This is a genomic window from Sphingobium sp. B10D7B (genome assembly GCF_025961955.1).
Classification (GTDB): Bacteria; Pseudomonadota; Alphaproteobacteria; order Sphingomonadales; family Sphingomonadaceae; genus Sphingobium.
Window position 1 is genome coordinate 1,454,931 of sequence record NZ_JAOQOQ010000001.1, and the last position, 15,682, is coordinate 1,470,612.

A 15,682-nucleotide genomic window follows, 5' to 3' on the forward strand; every position below is an offset into this window, starting at 1 on the left:
CAATACAGTAGAACCGACCGACGAAATGGGGGGTGACGATGGCGACGACGACACAGCATGATCCGGCAGAGCCGCTCGCAGACGAAACGCATCCGCTGTTGCGGCCCGGCTACAAGAAATGGGCCGTGTTCGTGCTGCTGCTCGTCAGCATCTTCAACTTCGCCGATCGCGCGATCCTCGCGGTGCTCGCCCAGCCGATCAAGGAAGACCTCGGGCTCACCGATACCGACCTCGGCATTTTGCAGGGGCTAGGTTTTGCGATCATGTATTCTGTGCTGGGGGTGCCGCTCGGCATGTTGGCCGAGCGCGTCAACCGGACGCGGCTGATCGCCATCTGCGTCGCCGCCTGGTCTGCCATGACCGCGGTCTGCGGCCTTGCGACGGGTTTCACGACCTTGTTGCTGGGGCGCATCGGCGTGGGTATCGGCGAGGCGGGGGTGCAACCGCCGACATCATCGCTCCTGTCCGATCATTACCGGGCCAATCGTCGCGCCTCGGTGCTGGCCGTCATCTCGCTCGGTTCGCCGTTCGGCTTTCTGCTCGGCCAGTCGCTGGGCGGTTGGGTGGCAACGCAATGGGACTGGCGCACGGCCTTCTTCGTCATGGCCGCACCGGGCATCATGGTCTCGCTGCTTGTCTGGTTCACCCTGCGAGAGCCGCCGCGTGGATTGGCGGATGGCCGCATCACCCGCGCACCCGTGCCCTCGCTGTGGACAGTGCTGCGCTTCCTGTTGGCCAAGAAGACCTACATCCACTTGCTGGTGGGGGTGACCATTGCCGGTTTCACCCTCAACGCCATCGCCAACTTCGTGCTGCCCTTTTATCTGCGCAGCTTTGAGATCAACCTAGCGACGCTCGGGGTGATCTTCGGCATCGTCACCTTCACCTCCAACGGCATTGGCATGCTGCTGGGCGGGTTCGGCTTCGACTGGCTGTCGCGTCGAGACATGCGCTGGGTGCTCTGGGGGCCGGCGCTGTGCATGGCGCTGTGCGTGCCCATCTATTTCGGCGCCTTCATGAGCCGCGAACTGTACGTCTCGCTCGCCTGCATCTTCTTCGGCAATATGGCCCTCATCACCTTCATGGCCCCCACGATGGGCACGATGCAGAACCTTGCCGGGCCGCAGATGCGCGCCATGACCGCCGCGATCACCGCGCTGGTCGGCGGTCTGCTGGGTGCCGGCCTCGGACCGACTGTCACCGGGGTGCTCAGTGACTTCTACGCTAGGCGCGCTTATGGCGCGGCTGATTTCGCCACATCTTGTCCGGGGGGCAGGGGGCCAGATGGCATAGGCACGGCTCTCGATGCCGCCTGCCTCACGGCGTCATCGACCGGTTTGCGGTACGCACTGGTCACGGTGCTGGTGCTGTTTTTCTGGGCCGCCCTGCACTATGTTCTCGCCGCGCGCGATCTGCGCAAGGATGTCTACAGGCCCGAGGATGAGGCGGGGGCGGTGTAAGATCGCCGCCTCGCGCGCGATCAGATCGGGCGCGTCGAACTCATGGACAGCATGACGCGTGAGGCCTCTGCCTTGGCCCAGCCCAATTGCGCATCGCCCCCCATCGGCAACCGGTCGAGGAGCATGCGCAGCAGCGCGAAATACTCCGCCTGCTTGTGCGCCGGCAGGCGCTCCAGCAGGAAGGGATGGAACCGCGCCTCATAAGCCGCGAGGCAGCGCGAGAAGAGATCGATGATCGGGCTTCTCGCCAGCTTGGAGACATATTGCACCAGCGCCAGCAGATCATAGCGATCGATGGGGTCGCTGCTCTGTGCGCGGTCGAGGAGCTCCCGCAGTCTTGCTCGCTCCGTCGCACTGGCGCGGCTCACGGCCAGCGCGGGTACGAAGCGGTTCAACTGGAACAGCGTCGTGCCAGCGGTCTGCGGATCAACCTGCCGGCTGATCAGGAAGGCAAGGACAAGCCGGATGCTGCCGGTGCCGCGCAGATCTCGCACGATCAGGCCATTGCCCCGACCCCGGCGGCACTCGACGAGCCCGCTATCCTGCAACTGCCGGATCGCCTGACGCAGCGTGACGCGGCTGACGCTGAAGCGTTCGCACAAGTCCCATTCGGAGCCGAGCCGCTGGCCGGCATTGCCGCTCGGCAGGATTTCGGCCGCCAGCCTGCGGGCGACGAGGAGGGCGAGCGTCCGGTCGGCATCCTGACGGGACGCCTCGATGGTCGGCGGCGAAAGCGGCGCATCGCGCGCGGCCAGCCAGTCGCCAAGGCGCCGGTGAAGCCTGTCGGCCTCTTGCTGTGCGGCCGTCACGTCGCGGTTGGCGACGGCCTGGTTGATCGCTTCGGCTTGCTGCTTGGCCTGCCCAAGCCAATCGCCGTCATGCGATTCAACCCCGGTAAACAGCATCGTCAGTTCGTTCAGGCACTGCACGAACAGCGGCAGGACAGGGTCTCCGCTCATCGCCGCTAGATCGGACCGCACCCGGACATGCCATGCAAGGCCGCCCTCGCGTTCATCCGGCGCGTCCAGTCGCATGCCATGTTCTGACCGGTCGGTCGTGGAGGCCGCTAGCGTCGCCAGCAACGGGTCGACAGCTTCGCGCGCATCCAGCACCTGCTCGCACGTCACGCCAGCCAGTTGGAAGTAATTGGCGAGCTCAAGCCCGATCCGGCCCACGTCGGGCTGCGCCACCATGAAGCCACCGCTCGGTCCGGGACGTAGCCGGCCCAATCCGCGGCGCTCGAGCAGGGCGACCGCTTCGCGCATAGCTGCGCGCCCCACGGCATAATGCTCGCACAGACCCCGCAGTGACCCCATCACGCCACCGACGGGCAAAGGGCTGGAGGCGATATCGTCCTCGATCCTGCGGGCCAGCCGCTCGGCCAGGCGGGCGGTGCCGGCATCCTCGCTGGTGGACGCGCTATATATCTTTTCCGCTGTGTTCATGCGATCCTCTACGGACCGATTGAAACTGTCTGATCCTTGTTATGCAAGCGAAATTCAGCCAGCGACAACTATATTTTCGCTCGGAATTGTTGCCACTATTTTAGTCTGCCCAAGTCCGCCAAGCTCTGGCACACTCGTATCTGTCATACGCATGATGGAACTCAGGAAGATATCTTGAAAAGGCAGCTGCTCGGCGACCTAAGCGCCAAGGTCGTGATCTCTCCATTTCGTCGCAAGCTGCCCCCGCCGCCGGTGATGACCGTCCAAGGTCGCCTCGCGTGACCATTTCCATGCCTGCCCCGGACCCACACATTCTGGGTCGTCGCGCGGATATCGTGCGGGCGATGCAGGCGATCGTGCCGGGGGAGGGCGTCGTCTCCCATCCCGATGGCCTGCGCCCGTTCGAGACCGATGCGCTCACCGCCTATCGGCAGATGCCGCTGGCCGCTGTTCTGCCGGAGACGGTCGCGCAAGTCTCGCAGGTGCTGGCCTGGTGCCACACCCATGATGTGAAAGTCGTCCCGCGTGGGGCAGGGACGTCGCTTTCGGGCGGCGCGCTGCCGCTGGCCGATGGCATCCTGCTCGGCCTCTCCCGCATGAACCGCATCATCGAGATCGATTATGCCAACCGGGTCGCCGTCGTGCAGCCCGGCGTTACCAACCTTGCGATCACCAAGGCGGTAGAAGCGCAGGGCTTCTATTATGCGCCGGACCCCTCCAGCCAGATCGCCTGCTCCATCGGCGGCAATGTCGCCGAGAATAGCGGCGGCGTGCATTGCCTCAAATATGGGCTCACGACCAACAATGTGCTCGGCGTCGAGCTGGTGCTGATGACCGGCGAGATCATCCGCCTCGGCGGGCGCCATCTCGATGCGGCGGATCTGGATCTGCTGGGTGTGGTGACCGGATCGGAAGGGCTGCTAGGTGTCGTGACGGAAGTCACCGCGCGCATTCTCCCCAAGCCGCTGCAGGCACGAGCAATGCTGATCGGCTTCCCGAGCATCGAGACGGCGGGGCGCTGCGTGGCGGATGTGATCGGCGCCGGCATTATTCCGGCCGGCATGGAGATGATGGACCGCGCCGCCGTCGGCGCTGCCGAAGCCTTCGTGAAGGTCGGCTATCCGCTCGATGTCGAGGCCTTGCTGATCGTCGAGATCGATGGCGTCGATGCTGAATGCGATCATCTCGCGGCGGAGATCAGCGCCATTGCGACGGCGAATTGCGCCGTGAGCCTTCAGGTCTCGCAGGATGAGACGCAGCGCCTCGCCTTCTGGGCGGGGCGCAAGGCCGCTTTTCCCGCCGTGGGCCGCCTCGCGCCGGACTATTATTGCATGGACGGCACCATTCCCCGCCGCCACCTGCCGCATGTGCTGCGACGCATCTCCGAGCTGGCCGCAGCGCATGGCCTTGCCGTCGCCAATGTCTTTCACGCCGGTGATGGCAATCTCCATCCGTTGATCCTCTACGATGCCAACCAGCCCGGCGAGCTCGATCGCGCGGAAGAGCTCGGCAATGAGATCCTTCGCCTGTGCGTCGAGGTGGGCGGCGTGCTCACCGGCGAGCATGGCGTTGGAATCGAGAAACGCGATCTGATGCCGGAGATGTTCAGCGGGACCGATCTCGCGCATCAGCAGCGGGTGAAATGCGCGTTCGATCCGGCCTTGCGCCTCAATCCCGGAAAGGTCTTCCCCACTTTGCATCGTTGCGCGGAACTCGGCCGGATGCATGTGCACAAGGGGCAGGTGCCCTTCCCCGAACTGCCGAGATTTTGATGAAGAGCCACATGGTCAGGCCGACCGACATCGCCGAGCTTTGCGCGGTCATCAGCGATGCGGGTCGCGATAGCATGCCGGTGGAACTGCGCGGCGGCGGAACCAAGGCGGATATCGGCCAGCCACACCGGCAGGCGCTGATGGTGGATATGTCGGCTTTTACAGGGATCATCGATTATGATTCCGCCGAGCTTGTGCTCACGGTAGGGGCTGGCACTCGCTTGTCCGCGATCGAGCACATTCTGGCAGAGCAGGGCCAAATGCTGGCGTTCGACCCGTTCGATTATGGTCCTGTCTTTGCGCGCCCATCCGGCGCCTCGACCATCGGGGGTATCGTCGCAGCCGGCGTCTCCGGCTCGCGCCGCCTCTCGGCCGGGGCCGCGCGCGATCATATGCTGGGCTTCGAGGCCGTCTCGGGCCGTGGCGAGGCCTTTATCGGCGGCGGCAAGGTGATGAAGAATGTCACTGGCTACGACCTGCCCAAGCTGATGACTGGCAGCTGGGGCAGGCTGGCCGCGCTCACCAGCCTCACCGTGAAGGTCATGCCCCGCCCGCAGACATGCGCGACGCTGCTGTTGCGCGGACTGGACGACGAGGCTGCCGTCGCGGCAATGGCCCGCGCCATGGGTTCGCCCGCCGATATCGCCTGCGCCGCCCATCTGCCTGAGGCGGGTCTCACGCTGCTGCGCATCGAAGGCTTCGCGCCATCGGTCACTGCGCGCGCCGACATGCTGCGGGCGCTGCTGGGGCAGGCCGATCTGCTCGCTGACGGTGCCGACGAGCCTTTGTGGGCGGCGGTGAGGGGCGGCTGCACCCTGCATGACGAGGCCGTCCTCTGGCGGATCAGCACTGCGCCGTCCCGTGGGCCGGAGGTCTTCAGGGCGCTCCAGCATCTGGGCGCGCGACGCTGCTATGATTGGGCCGGCGGTCTCATCTGGCTGAGCTTGCCGGAAGATGCCGATCAGCACTGCGTGCGCCAGGTCGTCGCGCAGACGGGCGGGCACGCGACGCTGATCCGCGCGCCAGCCGCGCTGCGCGCCAGCATGTCCGCGCTCCATGTCGAAGAGCCTGGCGTCGCCGCACTTTCCGCACGGGTGCGGGCGGCGTTCGATCCGCTGGGCATCCTATCACCCGAACGGTTTGGAGCCGCCCATGCGCACTGATTTCACGGCCGAGCAACTGGCCGATCCTGCGATGGCGAGCAGTGAGCGCGCGATCCGCAAGTGCGTCCATTGCGGCTTCTGCACCGCGACTTGCCCGACCTATGTGCTGCTCGGCGATGAGCGGGATTCGCCGCGCGGGCGCATCTACATGATGCAGGATATGCTCCAGAATGAGCGCGTGCCCTCCAGTGAGACCGTGCGCCATATCGATCGCTGCCTGTCCTGCCTGTCCTGCATGACGACCTGCCCGTCGGGGGTGAACTACATGCACCTCGTCGACCATGCGCGCAGCTGGATCGCGACGCATTATAGGCGCCCCTGGCACGAGCGGCTGATGCGGCGCCTGCTCGGCGCGGTCCTGCCGCACCCGCGCCGCCTGGCCTTGGCGCTGCGCCTCGCACCGTTCGGTCGCCCCTTCGCACCGCTGCTGGCGCGATGGCCGGCCACGCGCCCTCTGGCAGCGATGCTGCGACTGGCGCCGTCCGAACGCCCAACGGCTGCTGGGGTGCCGCCAACCGCGACCGGCAATCTGGGCCGGGTCATTCTCCTGCAAGGCTGTGCAGAGCCGGTCCTGAAGCCCAACATCCGCGCTGCCACGCACCGACTGCTATCGCGCGCCGGCTATGAGGTCTTGTTCGCCAAAGGCGAGATTTGCTGCGGCGCGCTGGTCCGGCACATGGGGCAGGACGCCGAGAGCCTGAACGCCGCGCGTCGGAATGTCGATGCCTGGACTCCTCATATAGACGCCGGCCTGAAAGCCATCATCATCACCGCCTCGGGCTGCGGCACGACGATCAAGGATTATGGTTCCATGCTGCGCGACGACCCGCTTTATGCGGAGAGGGCCGCCCGCCTATCGGCGCTGGCCTGCGATATCAGCGAGTTTCTCGCGAAAATCACGCTTCCGCGGGGACGTCCGCAGGGCATCCGCGTCGCCTATCAATCGGCCTGTTCGCTCCTGCACGGGCAGTCGGTCGACCACGAGCCGCGCGCGCTGCTGGAGCGTGCTGGTTATGAGGTCGCGACCCCCGCCGAGCCCCATTTGTGCTGCGGCTCGGCCGGCACCTACAATATCCTTCAGCCGGAAATCTCCGCACAGCTGCGCGATCGCAAGGTCGCCAATCTGCAAGCTTTGCAGCCAGATGTCATCGCCACGGGCAATATCGGCTGCGCGATGCAGATCGGCAGCGCAACTGACATTCCCGTTCTGCACGTCGTTGAGCTGCTGGATCAGGCGTTGGGCGGGGCGGACGCCAGGTCTATCACCTGACGCCCAAGCCCTTCATTCGCCGCAGCTTCGATCAGTGCGGCGCAAGCCCCATTTCTACGCCGGTTTTGTCGTGCAACGCGAAGCGGTCGACAATGTCGGCGCTGGCGCGGTTATAGCCCACGACCTCGACCTCGCGTCCATCGCGCCGCAGCCGCGCCACGATCTTGTCCAGCGCGCCGACGGCCGAGATGTCCCAGAAATGTGCGCCGGTCACGTCGATGACGACGCGCGTCGCTGTGCCTTCCGATTGGAACGCGCGGGTGAAGCGGTCGACCGACGCGAAGAAAATCTCGCCAGTCACGCGGTAGATGGCCTGCGCGCCGTCCGCAGTTTCGTCACGCTCGACGGCGAACATGCGCTGGACCTTACCGGCGAAGAAGATGCCGGAGAGCAGCACCCCGGCCAGCACGCCAAGCGAGAGATCATGCGTGGCGACGACCACGATGACCGTGGTCAGCATCACCACTGATGATGTCGCAGGATGGCGGCGCAGATTGGGGATGGAGTTCCAGCTGAACGTGCCAATCGAGACCATGATCATCACCGCGACCAGCGCCGGCATTGGCACCCGCCCCACAAATGGCCCGAGGACGGCCAGAAGGAAGAGGAGGAAGGCACCGGCGACGAAGGTCGAGAGGCGCCCGCGGCCGCCCGACGTGACGTTGATCACCGACTGGCCGATCATCGCGCACCCGCCCATGCCGCCAAACAGCGCGGCGACGATGTTGGAGCCGCCCTGGCCGGCGCATTCGACCCGCTTGTTGCTGTCGGTGTCGGTCATGTCGTCGACGATCTGCGCGGTAAGCAGGGATTCCAGCAGGCCGACCGCCGCCATCGTCAGGGAATAAGGCAGGATGATCCGCAGGGTATCGAGGGTCAAGGGCACGTTGGGCAGCGCCAGGCTGGGCAGTCCCTCGGGCAGCTTGCCCATGTCGCCTACCGTGTTGACGGGCAGGCCCATGCTGATGCTGATTGCGCTGAGCACGAGGATGGCGACGAGCGGCGAGGGGATGGCCTTCGTGATCCGCGGAAAGCCATAGATGATGACCAGGCCGCCGGCGACCATGGCATATGTCTGCCACCCGACATTGGTCAGCTGGGGCAATTGAGCCATGAAGATGAGGATCGCCAGCGCGTTGACGAAGCCCGTGATGACCGAACGGGACACGAACTGCATCACCAGATCGAGGCGCAGCAGTCCGGCGATCATCTGGATAAGGCCCATCAGGATGGTCGCCGCGAAGAGATAGTCGACCCCATGCTCGCGGACGAGGGGCACGACGAGGACGGCGACAGCCGCCGTGGCCGCTGAGATCATGCCCGGGCGGCCGCCGATCAGCGCGATGGTCATGGCGATCGCGACGGATGCATAAAGGCCAACGCGCGGATCGACGCCGGCGATGATCGAAAAGCCGATCGCTTCCGGGATGAGGGCGAGAGCGACGACCACGCCCGCCAAGATGTCGCGACGGGCGGTCGGTCCGTCAGTGAACCACTGGCGGCGGTAAGATGTCAGATGAGAGCTCATGCGGATTCCACAACAAGGCACATGGCGCACATTGGGCGCAGAGAAGGTTGCATGTGTGATGTTGTCCGGCGGATCGGCGGCCGGAATAGCCACCCGGGGTTTCACCGGGTCCTTGCGATTGCCCGCCTGCTACACGGCAGAACGCGGTCGGGCAAGGGACTGTTGGGTATCAGCAAGAACCACCGCTTGGCATCGCCTTGGGATCGGCTGCATAGTCCTGACCGCCCTATCGGCGCTCATCGCCCATCGGTCAGCGCAGCCGCGGCGCGGTCAGCGGAAGGATCCACGCTGATTCCCCGCGCTTTGCGTTCGGAATAGCGATCGACCAGTTGCGCCGCATGCGGTCGCATGAGCACGGTGATCCGCACCAGTTCCTCCATCACATCGACGATGCGGTCATAATAGCTGGAGGGCTTCATGCGGCCGGCCTCATCGAACTCCTTATAGGCCATGGCCACCGACGACTGGTTGGGGATGGTGAACATCCGCATCCAGCGGCCCAGCAGGCGGAGCGTGTTGACCGCGTTGAAGGACTGCGATCCGCCCGACACCTGCATGACCGCGAGCGTTCGGCCCTGTGTCGGGCGCAGGCCTTTCATCTCCAGCGGCAGATGATCGATCTGCGCTTTCATGATGCCGGTGATCTGCCCATGCCGCTCCGGGCTGCACCAGACCTGTCCCTCCGACCACAGCGACAGCGCGCGCAACTCGTGCACGGCCGGGTGATCGTCGCCGGGCACCTGATCGGGCAGCGGCAGGTCCGAGGGATCGAAGATGCGGGTTTCCGCGCCGAAGAACCGCAGCAGGCGCGCGGCTTCTTCGACCGCGAGGCGCGAAAAGGACCGCTCCCGGAGCGACCCATAAAGCAGCAGGATGCGCGGCGGCGGCTGATCCTCGCCAATCCCGAGGGCGGGCCTGGGTATCGCATAGGCACGGTCGAGCGCGGGAAGATGGTCAGGCTCGGGCAGGATGCGCACACGGCTCACGAAACGAGGTTCCTTTCATACCAGGGCCGGCTGCGCTTCACGATGGCGACCACGGAGAGCATCACCGGCACTTCGACCAGCACGATCATCAGCCAGATCAGCGCGGCAACGATGAGGTTCACTTGTGCCACTTCGGCCGACGCGATCGCGGCGAAGACACCGGGCACGGCCGTGGCAAGCAGAATCCCGACGACGATGCACAGGGCCACCCAGAGCGAGAGATAGCACTCGAACGTGCCCATCAGCTCACCCGCTGCCCCGCGGCATCGACGACCGGCTCGCCATCCTCCTTCGTGAAGGCGCCGCGCTGCGCATCGGGCAGGATATCGAGAACAAGCTCGGACGGGCGACAAAGCCGCACGCCCAGCGGCGTCACCACCAGCGGGCGATTGATGAGGATCGGGTGCGCCATCATGGCATCGAGCAGCGCGTCATCGCTCAGGCGCTCATCGTCCAGCCCGAGTTCGGCAAACGGCGTGCCCTTTTCGCGCAGCAACGCGCGCGGCGTCAGCCCGGCCCGCGCGATCATCTGGGTGAGCAGCGCCCGTGTCGGCGGGCATTTCAGATATTCAATGACATGCGGCTCGACCCCGGAATTGTGGATGAGTGCCAGTGTGTTGCGCGAGGTTCCGCAATCGGGGTTATGATAGATGACGATGGTGGTCATGATCCCGTCCTTCAGCAGCAGGAGAGTTCGGCAAGCAGCGGCTCGCACAAATCCGCGCGGCCCTGGCAGCAATCCTTGGCAAGAAAGAGCATCAAATCGCGCAAAGCCGCGATATTGGCGCGCTGGATTTGCTGGCGCCCCCGCTTTTCGGAGGTCACCAGCCCTGCCTTCGCCATGACCGCCAGATGGGTCGAGAAGGTGCTCTGCGTCAGCCCGCTCGCCTCGACAAGTTGCCCCGTCGAAAGGCCCTCCGGCTCATGCCGCACGAGCAACTGGAAGGTCGTCAGCCGGGTCGGGTGGGAGAGGGCCGCCAGAATGCCGAGGGCGTTATCGGTGTTCATCCATCGGGAATATTCGATAGAACGGGCGCGCGTCAATATCGAACGGGAAAACCCGATGCTACTTCCAGATGACGAACGGCGGCCGGCGCCGGACGCCTGGAATCTAAAGCGGAAGCAATGTCTCGCTTCGCTCTAGAGACTGAAATTTAGGAGAAAAATGGTGGACGCACTTGGGCTCGAACCAAGGACCCGCTGATTAAGAGTCAGCTGCTCTACCAACTGAGCTATGCGTCCACTTCGGCGGCTCGTTGATCGTTTGATCAACATCCCGTCGGGAGGTGGGCCGTTAACATGGTGTTTTCAGGATGCCAACAAAAAATCCGAGGCGCGGCGAAAAAAGATGCTGCTTTGCGAGAAAACCGCGTGCGGTTCAGTCGGTGTCGCGGGTGCCGGGGCCGACGGGGGCATCGATGTCACCATCCTCGCTTGTATTGGCGCCGTCTTCGCTCCCGGTCTGCGCCGGGGTGGCGGGAGTCGGGGCGGCCGGGGAGGCCGCATTGCCGGGCTCGGGCATGAGGGGCGCAGACTCAAGGCCGCGCGCAATGCGGAAGGCGTTGAGCTGGCGCTCCATGCGGATCTGCGGCGTGCCGCCCCAGGTCGCTTCGAAGCGCTGCAGCTTCTCCATCGCCTTGGCGGGATCGTAGAGATAGGTGATGCAATCGCCCGAGATCATCGGCGCGTCCTGCACCCGGTCCATGTGGCCGCCATGTTCGATGATCGTGGCGATGGCGTAGCGCGGATTATCATGTGGCGCGAAGCCCTGGAACAGGGCGTGATCGCGCAGGCGGAAGGGCTGGCTTGCCGCGCGCTGGCCGCGGGTGCTGATCGCCCCGACCTGCGCCGTGCCGGTCTTGGCGGCGAGCATCACGCCGGGAACATCCAGCCGCGCTGCACGGCCGGTGCCGCCGCCGTTGACCACATCCTTCATGGCATTGCGGATGACCGTAAGATGCTCGAGCGACACGCCCAGCGGCTCGCCCTGATGGCGCTTGCCGTCGACGATGAAGTGCGGATCGAGATCGAGCCCGGTGGCGAGGCGCGCGGCCATCACGCACATCTGCGTCGGGTTCACCAGCATATAGCCCTGGCCGATGGTCGCGTTGACCGTGTCATAGGTCTGCCAGGGCTGGTTGTATTTCTTCATCTTCCAGGCTGGGTCCGGCACGGTGCCGTAGCTCTGGTTGGGGAAAGGCAGGTCGAAGCGCTGGCCGAGACCCAGCCGCCGCGCCATCATGGCGATGGCGTCCATGCCGATCTTCTGGGCGAAGTAATAGAAATAGATGTTGCAGCTCTGCTCGATGGCGCGGTGCATGTTCGTCGTGCCGTGGCCACGGCGCGCATGGCAGTGGAACAGGCGATTGCCCACCCGCAGCGCCCCGGTGCAGTTCACCGTCGCATCCGCTGGCAACCCGGCTTCGAGGAAGGAGAGGGCGATCATCGGCTTGACGGTCGATCCGGGCGGATACAGCCCGCCCAGCGTCTTGTTGCGCAGCGGCACATGGTCGTCTTGCGAGAGCATCTGCCATTCGTGATGCGAAATGCCCTCGGAGAAGCTGTTGGGGTCGAAGCTCGGCATTGAGGTCGAGCAGAGAATGTCCCCGGTTTGGCAATCCATGATCACCACGGCGCCGCTCTGCGTGCCCAGCCGGCGGCCGGCGAATTCCTGCAGGCCAGCATCGATGGTCAGCTTGATCGAGCGGCCCGGCGTATCGGGCCGGGTTTCGAGGTCGCGCACCATCGCCCCGCGCGCCGTCACTTCCACGCGGCGAGCACCGGGCTTGCCGGTGAGAACCGAATTGAGCGACTTCTCCAGACCCTGCTTGCCGAGCTTGAAGCCCGGCGTGATCAGCAAGGGGTCGCGCGATGCATTATATTCCTCGGCTGACGGCGTGCCGACATAACCGAGTAGATGGCCGACTGGCGGCCCAGCAGGATAATAACGCGAAAAGCCTTGCGAGGGCACGACGCCGGGAAAATCGGGCAGCCGCACGGAGAGCGCCGCATATTGCTCGTAGCTCAAGTCATCGGCCACCTGCACGGGCTGATAGCCCGCCGCGCGGTCGAGATGCTCGTTGATGCGGTCCACATCATTGGGCGTCAGGGCCAGCAGCGTGGCCAGCTCGCGCACCACCCGCTCCCGGTCGCGCAGGCGATCCGGAATGATGTCGACACGGAAATTGGTGCGGTTCGAGGCCAGCGCCTGCCCGCGCCGATCCAGAATCCAGCCCCGCCGGGGCGGGGTGATGGTTAGGTTGATGCGGTTGCTGTCGGAGAGGAGCTGGTACTTCTCATTCTCCGCAATGGCGATCCACCCCATGCGTCCCACCAGCAGGCCGCCCACTGCCAACTGCGCCCCACCGAGCACGAAGGTGCGGCGGTTGAAGCTGTAGGCCTGGCTGGCGGGGGTGACGACTTTGTTGGGGAACAGGATCTTGCGGAAGGAAATCACGGAAGCCGCCATTTGTCCAACGCGGCACAAATGCGCACGATGAAGGGGAACAAGGCGACACTATAGAGGAACTGGGGAAGGATTTGAATGATTTCCCCGCCATGGCCGGAGAGATGCACGGCAAACCAGCCACCGGCCAGCGCGAAGCCGATAGCGAGGGAGCCGAGCAGCCAGCCATGCCAGTAATCGCGCCACAGGTTCCGCTGCCCCTCAAAGTCGAAAGCGAGCAGCAGGATCGTCCACAGAAATACCGCGCTGCCGACGGGTTGCCCGTTCATCAGATCATCGACCAGCCCCAGTGGCACGCCGATCCACAGCGGCCAGATGTCCGGACGCAGCACGCGCCAGGCGATCAGCATCATCAGGCCGAACGGCGGGAGCAGGGGGGTCTGCGCGATGACCGGCATGAGCGGCGCCAGCATCGAGCCGAGAATGACGGACGCGACCGGCACGCCGCGCAGGTGCAGCCAGGTCCGCTTGCGGCCGATCCGGTTGCTGTAGCGGCTGTTCATGGCGCGGCGGGCGGCTGCGCGGCATTGCCGGCACGCTCGGCTTCTTCCGGGCGGAAGGGGGCCTGCACGACGACCAACTCCACGCGCGAGGGGTTGGCGAGTGGAATGGCGATGGCCTTCTCGCCTTCGCGCCGCGCGACGATGGCCACAGGGATATTGGAGCGATACAGACCGCCAATGCCGGATGTGACCAGCACGTCGCCGGGCTTGAAGGGATTGCGCTCGGCATTGAGCGCGCGGATTTCGACCGTGCCGTCACCCCGACCGGAGCTGATGCCCGGAATATTGTCGCTCGTGCGCCGCACCGGCACGATATTGCCTTCATCGATGAGCAGCAGCACGTCGGCGGTGTTCGGCCCGGCACGCAGCACGCGGCCAACCAGGCCCTCCGGCGCGCGCACCGGCATGCCCGCGCTCACGCCCTCGCTGCGGCCCATGTCGAGACGCGCCAGGCGGGCGGCGCTGGCCGGTGTAGAGGAAATCAGATGGCCGGCAGCAACGACGCCCTGATCGGTTTCGGTCAGCTTGAGCAGGTCGCGCAGGCGGATATTCTCCTGGCGGATCGCTTCGGCCTCGATGAGGCGGGTGCGGTTCGCTTCTACCTGCCGGCGCAGGGCGGCGTTTTGCGAGCCGGCGTTGATATAGGCCGCAAACTCTTCCTCGATGTTGCCGACGCCGACGACGACCGAGCGCAGGTTGCTGGAGATGGGGCGCGTGACTTCCGCCGCCGCCGACCGCAGGCCAGCAAAGCCAGCGGGATCGGCAATGGAGACGATCAGCATCAGCAGGCCAGTGACCGCGCCGAGCAGCGCGATCACATAGCTGGCGAACAGTCCATATTGCGCTTTCCGGTTGAAGCCGGGGCGCCTGTTGCCGGGTGGCGCCATGCGAACAACCTCGGGCTTAGGCGGTCTGGAGCACGCCGCGGAAGACCGGGTCCTCCATCGCGCGCCCCGTGCCGATGGCGACGCAGGTCAGCGGGTCTTCCGCAACGGTCACGGGAAGCCCCGTCTCGTCGCGCAGTTCCTCGTCCAGCCCCTTGAGCAGCGCGCCGCCGCCGGTGAGGACGATGCCCTGATCGACGATATCGGCGGCCAGCTCCGGCGCGGTGTTTTCAAGCGCGATGCGCACGCCTTCCACGATGGTGCCAATGGGCTCGGCCAGCGCATCGGCGATCTGGCCCTGATTGATCGCGATTTCCTTCGGCACGCCGTTCACGAGGTCGCGGCCCTTGATGTGGATCGTCGCGCCCACGCCGTCGGCCGGCTTCTGGGCGATGCCATATTCCTTCTTGATCCGCTCGGCCGTGGCCTCGCCGATCAGCAGATTGTGGTGGCGACGGACATAGGAGACGATGGCTTCATCCATCTTGTCACCGCCCACGCGCACGCTGGTGGTGTAGGCCAGGCCGCGCAGCGAGAGCACGGCGACCTCGGTCGTGCCGCCGCCAATGTCAACGACCATTGAGCCGATGGGCTCGGTCACGGGCATATCGGCGCCGATCGCAGCGGCCATTGGCTCCTCGATCAGGAAGACCTGGCTCGCGCCGGCATTGCTGGCGGCATCACGGATCGCGCGGCGCTCGACGCTGGTCGAGCCGGACGGCACGCAGATCACGATCTCGGGGAAGCGGGGGAAGCGGCGGTGGCCATGGACCTTGCTGATGAACCATTTGATCATCTGCTCGGCAATGTCGATGTCGGCGATCACGCCGTCGCGCAGCGGGCGGATGGCCTCGATGGATTCCGGCGTCTTGCCCATCATCAGCTTGGCGTCTTCGCCGACGGCCTTGACGCGCTTCACGCCGTTGATCGTCTCCACCGCAACCACGGATGGTTCATTGAGGACAATGCCGTGACCGCGCACATAGACCACTGTGTTGGCCGTGCCGAGGTCGATCGCCATGTCCCTGGAAGTGAACTTGAACCAATTGGAGAAGAACGCCATTGACTGTCCTGTTCATGCCGGTCGCGCCGGTGAGGACGCGGCTTTCAGATGCTCCGGGGAATGCCCGCCCTGCCGACTCCAGCCACCGGAAAAAGGGGTGGCTTTCGCTCGCGTAGGAGGCTCGCTTGGTCTAGTCGCAATC

14 protein-coding genes, 1 tRNA gene and 1 other annotated feature are annotated in these 15,682 nt (G+C 65.2%); of the genes, 4 read left to right on the forward strand and 11 right to left on the reverse strand.

Annotation, left to right across the window (positions count from 1 at the left end; all coding sequences use genetic code 11):
* Positions 1-38 precede the first annotated feature (38 nt).
* On the forward strand, positions 39-1,460 hold the full coding sequence (locus M2331_RS06845; RefSeq protein WP_181559582.1) for a spinster family MFS transporter: 1,422 nt from the start codon (positions 39-41) through the stop codon (positions 1,458-1,460).
* A 20-nt stretch (positions 1,461-1,480) separates the two neighbouring features.
* Here the strand turns inward: M2331_RS06845 and M2331_RS06850 are convergent, their stop codons facing one another.
* A complete protein-coding gene (locus tag M2331_RS06850; protein ID WP_181559583.1) occupies positions 1,481-2,905 on the reverse strand; it encodes a FadR/GntR family transcriptional regulator in 1,425 nt (474 codons plus the stop codon).
* A 278-nt stretch (positions 2,906-3,183) separates the two neighbouring features.
* Between M2331_RS06850 and M2331_RS06855 the strand changes: the two genes are divergently transcribed.
* The 3 genes from M2331_RS06855 to glcF are packed head-to-tail and all read left to right on the forward strand — an operon-like array spanning position 3,184 to position 7,110.
* On the forward strand, positions 3,184-4,677 hold the full coding sequence (locus tag M2331_RS06855; protein WP_264592318.1) for an FAD-linked oxidase C-terminal domain-containing protein: 1,494 nt from the start codon (positions 3,184-3,186) through the stop codon (positions 4,675-4,677).
* An 11-nt stretch (positions 4,678-4,688) separates the two neighbouring features.
* The gene (locus M2331_RS06860; protein ID WP_264592319.1) at positions 4,689-5,840 is read left to right on the forward strand and encodes an FAD-binding protein; all 1,152 of its coding nucleotides are present in this window, start codon (positions 4,689-4,691) and stop codon (positions 5,838-5,840) included.
* Entirely contained in the window at positions 5,830-7,110 is a 1,281-nt protein-coding gene (gene glcF / locus M2331_RS06865; protein WP_181559585.1) for a glycolate oxidase subunit GlcF, read from the forward strand. Before M2331_RS06860 ends, glcF begins: the two co-directional genes overlap by 11 nt.
* Positions 7,111-7,141: 31 nt before the next feature.
* Here the strand turns inward: glcF and M2331_RS06870 are convergent, their stop codons facing one another.
* The 10 genes from M2331_RS06870 to M2331_RS06915 form a co-directional block, all read right to left on the reverse strand.
* On the reverse strand, positions 7,142-8,638 hold the full coding sequence (locus M2331_RS06870; protein WP_181559586.1) for a SulP family inorganic anion transporter: 1,497 nt from the start codon (positions 8,636-8,638) through the stop codon (positions 7,142-7,144).
* A gap of 59 nt (positions 8,639-8,697) precedes the next feature.
* Positions 8,698-8,753, reverse strand: a sequence feature (sul1 is cis-regulatory element that is thought to sense ions involved in sulfur or methionine metabolism; They are found in Alphaproteobacteria).
* A 121-nt stretch (positions 8,754-8,874) separates the two neighbouring features.
* Positions 8,875-9,624, reverse strand: a complete 750-nt coding sequence (gene arsH / locus M2331_RS06875; RefSeq protein WP_181559587.1) for an arsenical resistance protein ArsH — start codon at positions 9,622-9,624, stop codon at positions 8,875-8,877.
* The gene (locus M2331_RS06880; protein ID WP_264570231.1) at positions 9,621-9,866 is read right to left on the reverse strand and encodes a hypothetical protein; all 246 of its coding nucleotides are present in this window, start codon (positions 9,864-9,866) and stop codon (positions 9,621-9,623) included. The genes arsH and M2331_RS06880 overlap by 4 nt, the downstream gene beginning before the upstream one ends.
* Positions 9,866-10,291 (reverse strand): arsenate reductase (glutaredoxin), encoded by a 426-nt coding sequence (gene arsC / locus M2331_RS06885; RefSeq protein WP_181559588.1) that lies wholly within the window; start codon positions 10,289-10,291, stop codon positions 9,866-9,868. The genes M2331_RS06880 and arsC overlap by 1 nt, the downstream gene beginning before the upstream one ends.
* An 11-nt stretch (positions 10,292-10,302) precedes the next feature.
* On the reverse strand, positions 10,303-10,632 hold the full coding sequence (locus M2331_RS06890; protein ID WP_181559589.1) for an ArsR/SmtB family transcription factor: 330 nt from the start codon (positions 10,630-10,632) through the stop codon (positions 10,303-10,305).
* A gap of 158 nt (positions 10,633-10,790) precedes the next feature.
* Positions 10,791-10,866, reverse strand: a tRNA-Lys gene (locus M2331_RS06895).
* A gap of 136 nt (positions 10,867-11,002) precedes the next feature.
* Positions 11,003-13,093, reverse strand: a complete 2,091-nt coding sequence (mrdA, locus tag M2331_RS06900; protein WP_181559590.1) for a penicillin-binding protein 2 — start codon at positions 13,091-13,093, stop codon at positions 11,003-11,005.
* Positions 13,078-13,593, reverse strand: coding sequence for a rod shape-determining protein MreD (locus tag M2331_RS06905; protein WP_181559591.1), 516 nt, complete (start codon positions 13,591-13,593; stop codon positions 13,078-13,080). Before M2331_RS06905 ends, mrdA begins: the two co-directional genes overlap by 16 nt.
* Complete coding sequence (gene mreC, locus M2331_RS06910) at positions 13,590-14,480, reverse strand: rod shape-determining protein MreC (protein WP_181559592.1); 891 nt, start codon at positions 14,478-14,480, stop codon at positions 13,590-13,592. The genes M2331_RS06905 and mreC overlap by 4 nt, the downstream gene beginning before the upstream one ends.
* A 16-nt stretch (positions 14,481-14,496) precedes the next feature.
* Positions 14,497-15,540, reverse strand: coding sequence for a rod shape-determining protein (locus M2331_RS06915; protein ID WP_181559593.1), 1,044 nt, complete (start codon positions 15,538-15,540; stop codon positions 14,497-14,499).
* Positions 15,541-15,682 lie beyond the last annotated feature (142 nt).

Excerpts from the sequence above, each read along its gene's own strand:
- M2331_RS06845 (WP_181559582.1), top strand. The coding sequence starts at position 39 with ATGGCGACGACGACACAGCATGATCCGGCAGAGCCGCTCGCAGACGAA.
- M2331_RS06850 (WP_181559583.1), bottom strand. The coding sequence starts at position 2,905 with ATGAACACAGCGGAAAAGATATATAGCGCGTCCACCAGCGAGGATGCC.
- M2331_RS06860 (WP_264592319.1), top strand. The coding sequence starts at position 4,689 with ATGGTCAGGCCGACCGACATCGCCGAGCTTTGCGCGGTCATCAGCGAT.
- glcF (WP_181559585.1), top strand. The coding sequence starts at position 5,830 with ATGCGCACTGATTTCACGGCCGAGCAACTGGCCGATCCTGCGATGGCG.
- M2331_RS06870 (WP_181559586.1), bottom strand. The coding sequence starts at position 8,638 with ATGAGCTCTCATCTGACATCTTACCGCCGCCAGTGGTTCACTGACGGA.
- M2331_RS06880 (WP_264570231.1), bottom strand. The coding sequence starts at position 9,866 with ATGGGCACGTTCGAGTGCTATCTCTCGCTCTGGGTGGCCCTGTGCATC.
- arsC (WP_181559588.1), bottom strand. The coding sequence starts at position 10,291 with ATGACCACCATCGTCATCTATCATAACCCCGATTGCGGAACCTCGCGC.
- M2331_RS06890 (WP_181559589.1), bottom strand. The coding sequence starts at position 10,632 with ATGAACACCGATAACGCCCTCGGCATTCTGGCGGCCCTCTCCCACCCG.
- mrdA (WP_181559590.1), bottom strand. The coding sequence starts at position 13,093 with ATGGCGGCTTCCGTGATTTCCTTCCGCAAGATCCTGTTCCCCAACAAA.
- M2331_RS06905 (WP_181559591.1), bottom strand. The coding sequence starts at position 13,593 with ATGAACAGCCGCTACAGCAACCGGATCGGCCGCAAGCGGACCTGGCTG.
- mreC (WP_181559592.1), bottom strand. The coding sequence starts at position 14,480 with ATGGCGCCACCCGGCAACAGGCGCCCCGGCTTCAACCGGAAAGCGCAA.
- M2331_RS06915 (WP_181559593.1), bottom strand. The coding sequence starts at position 15,540 with ATGGCGTTCTTCTCCAATTGGTTCAAGTTCACTTCCAGGGACATGGCG.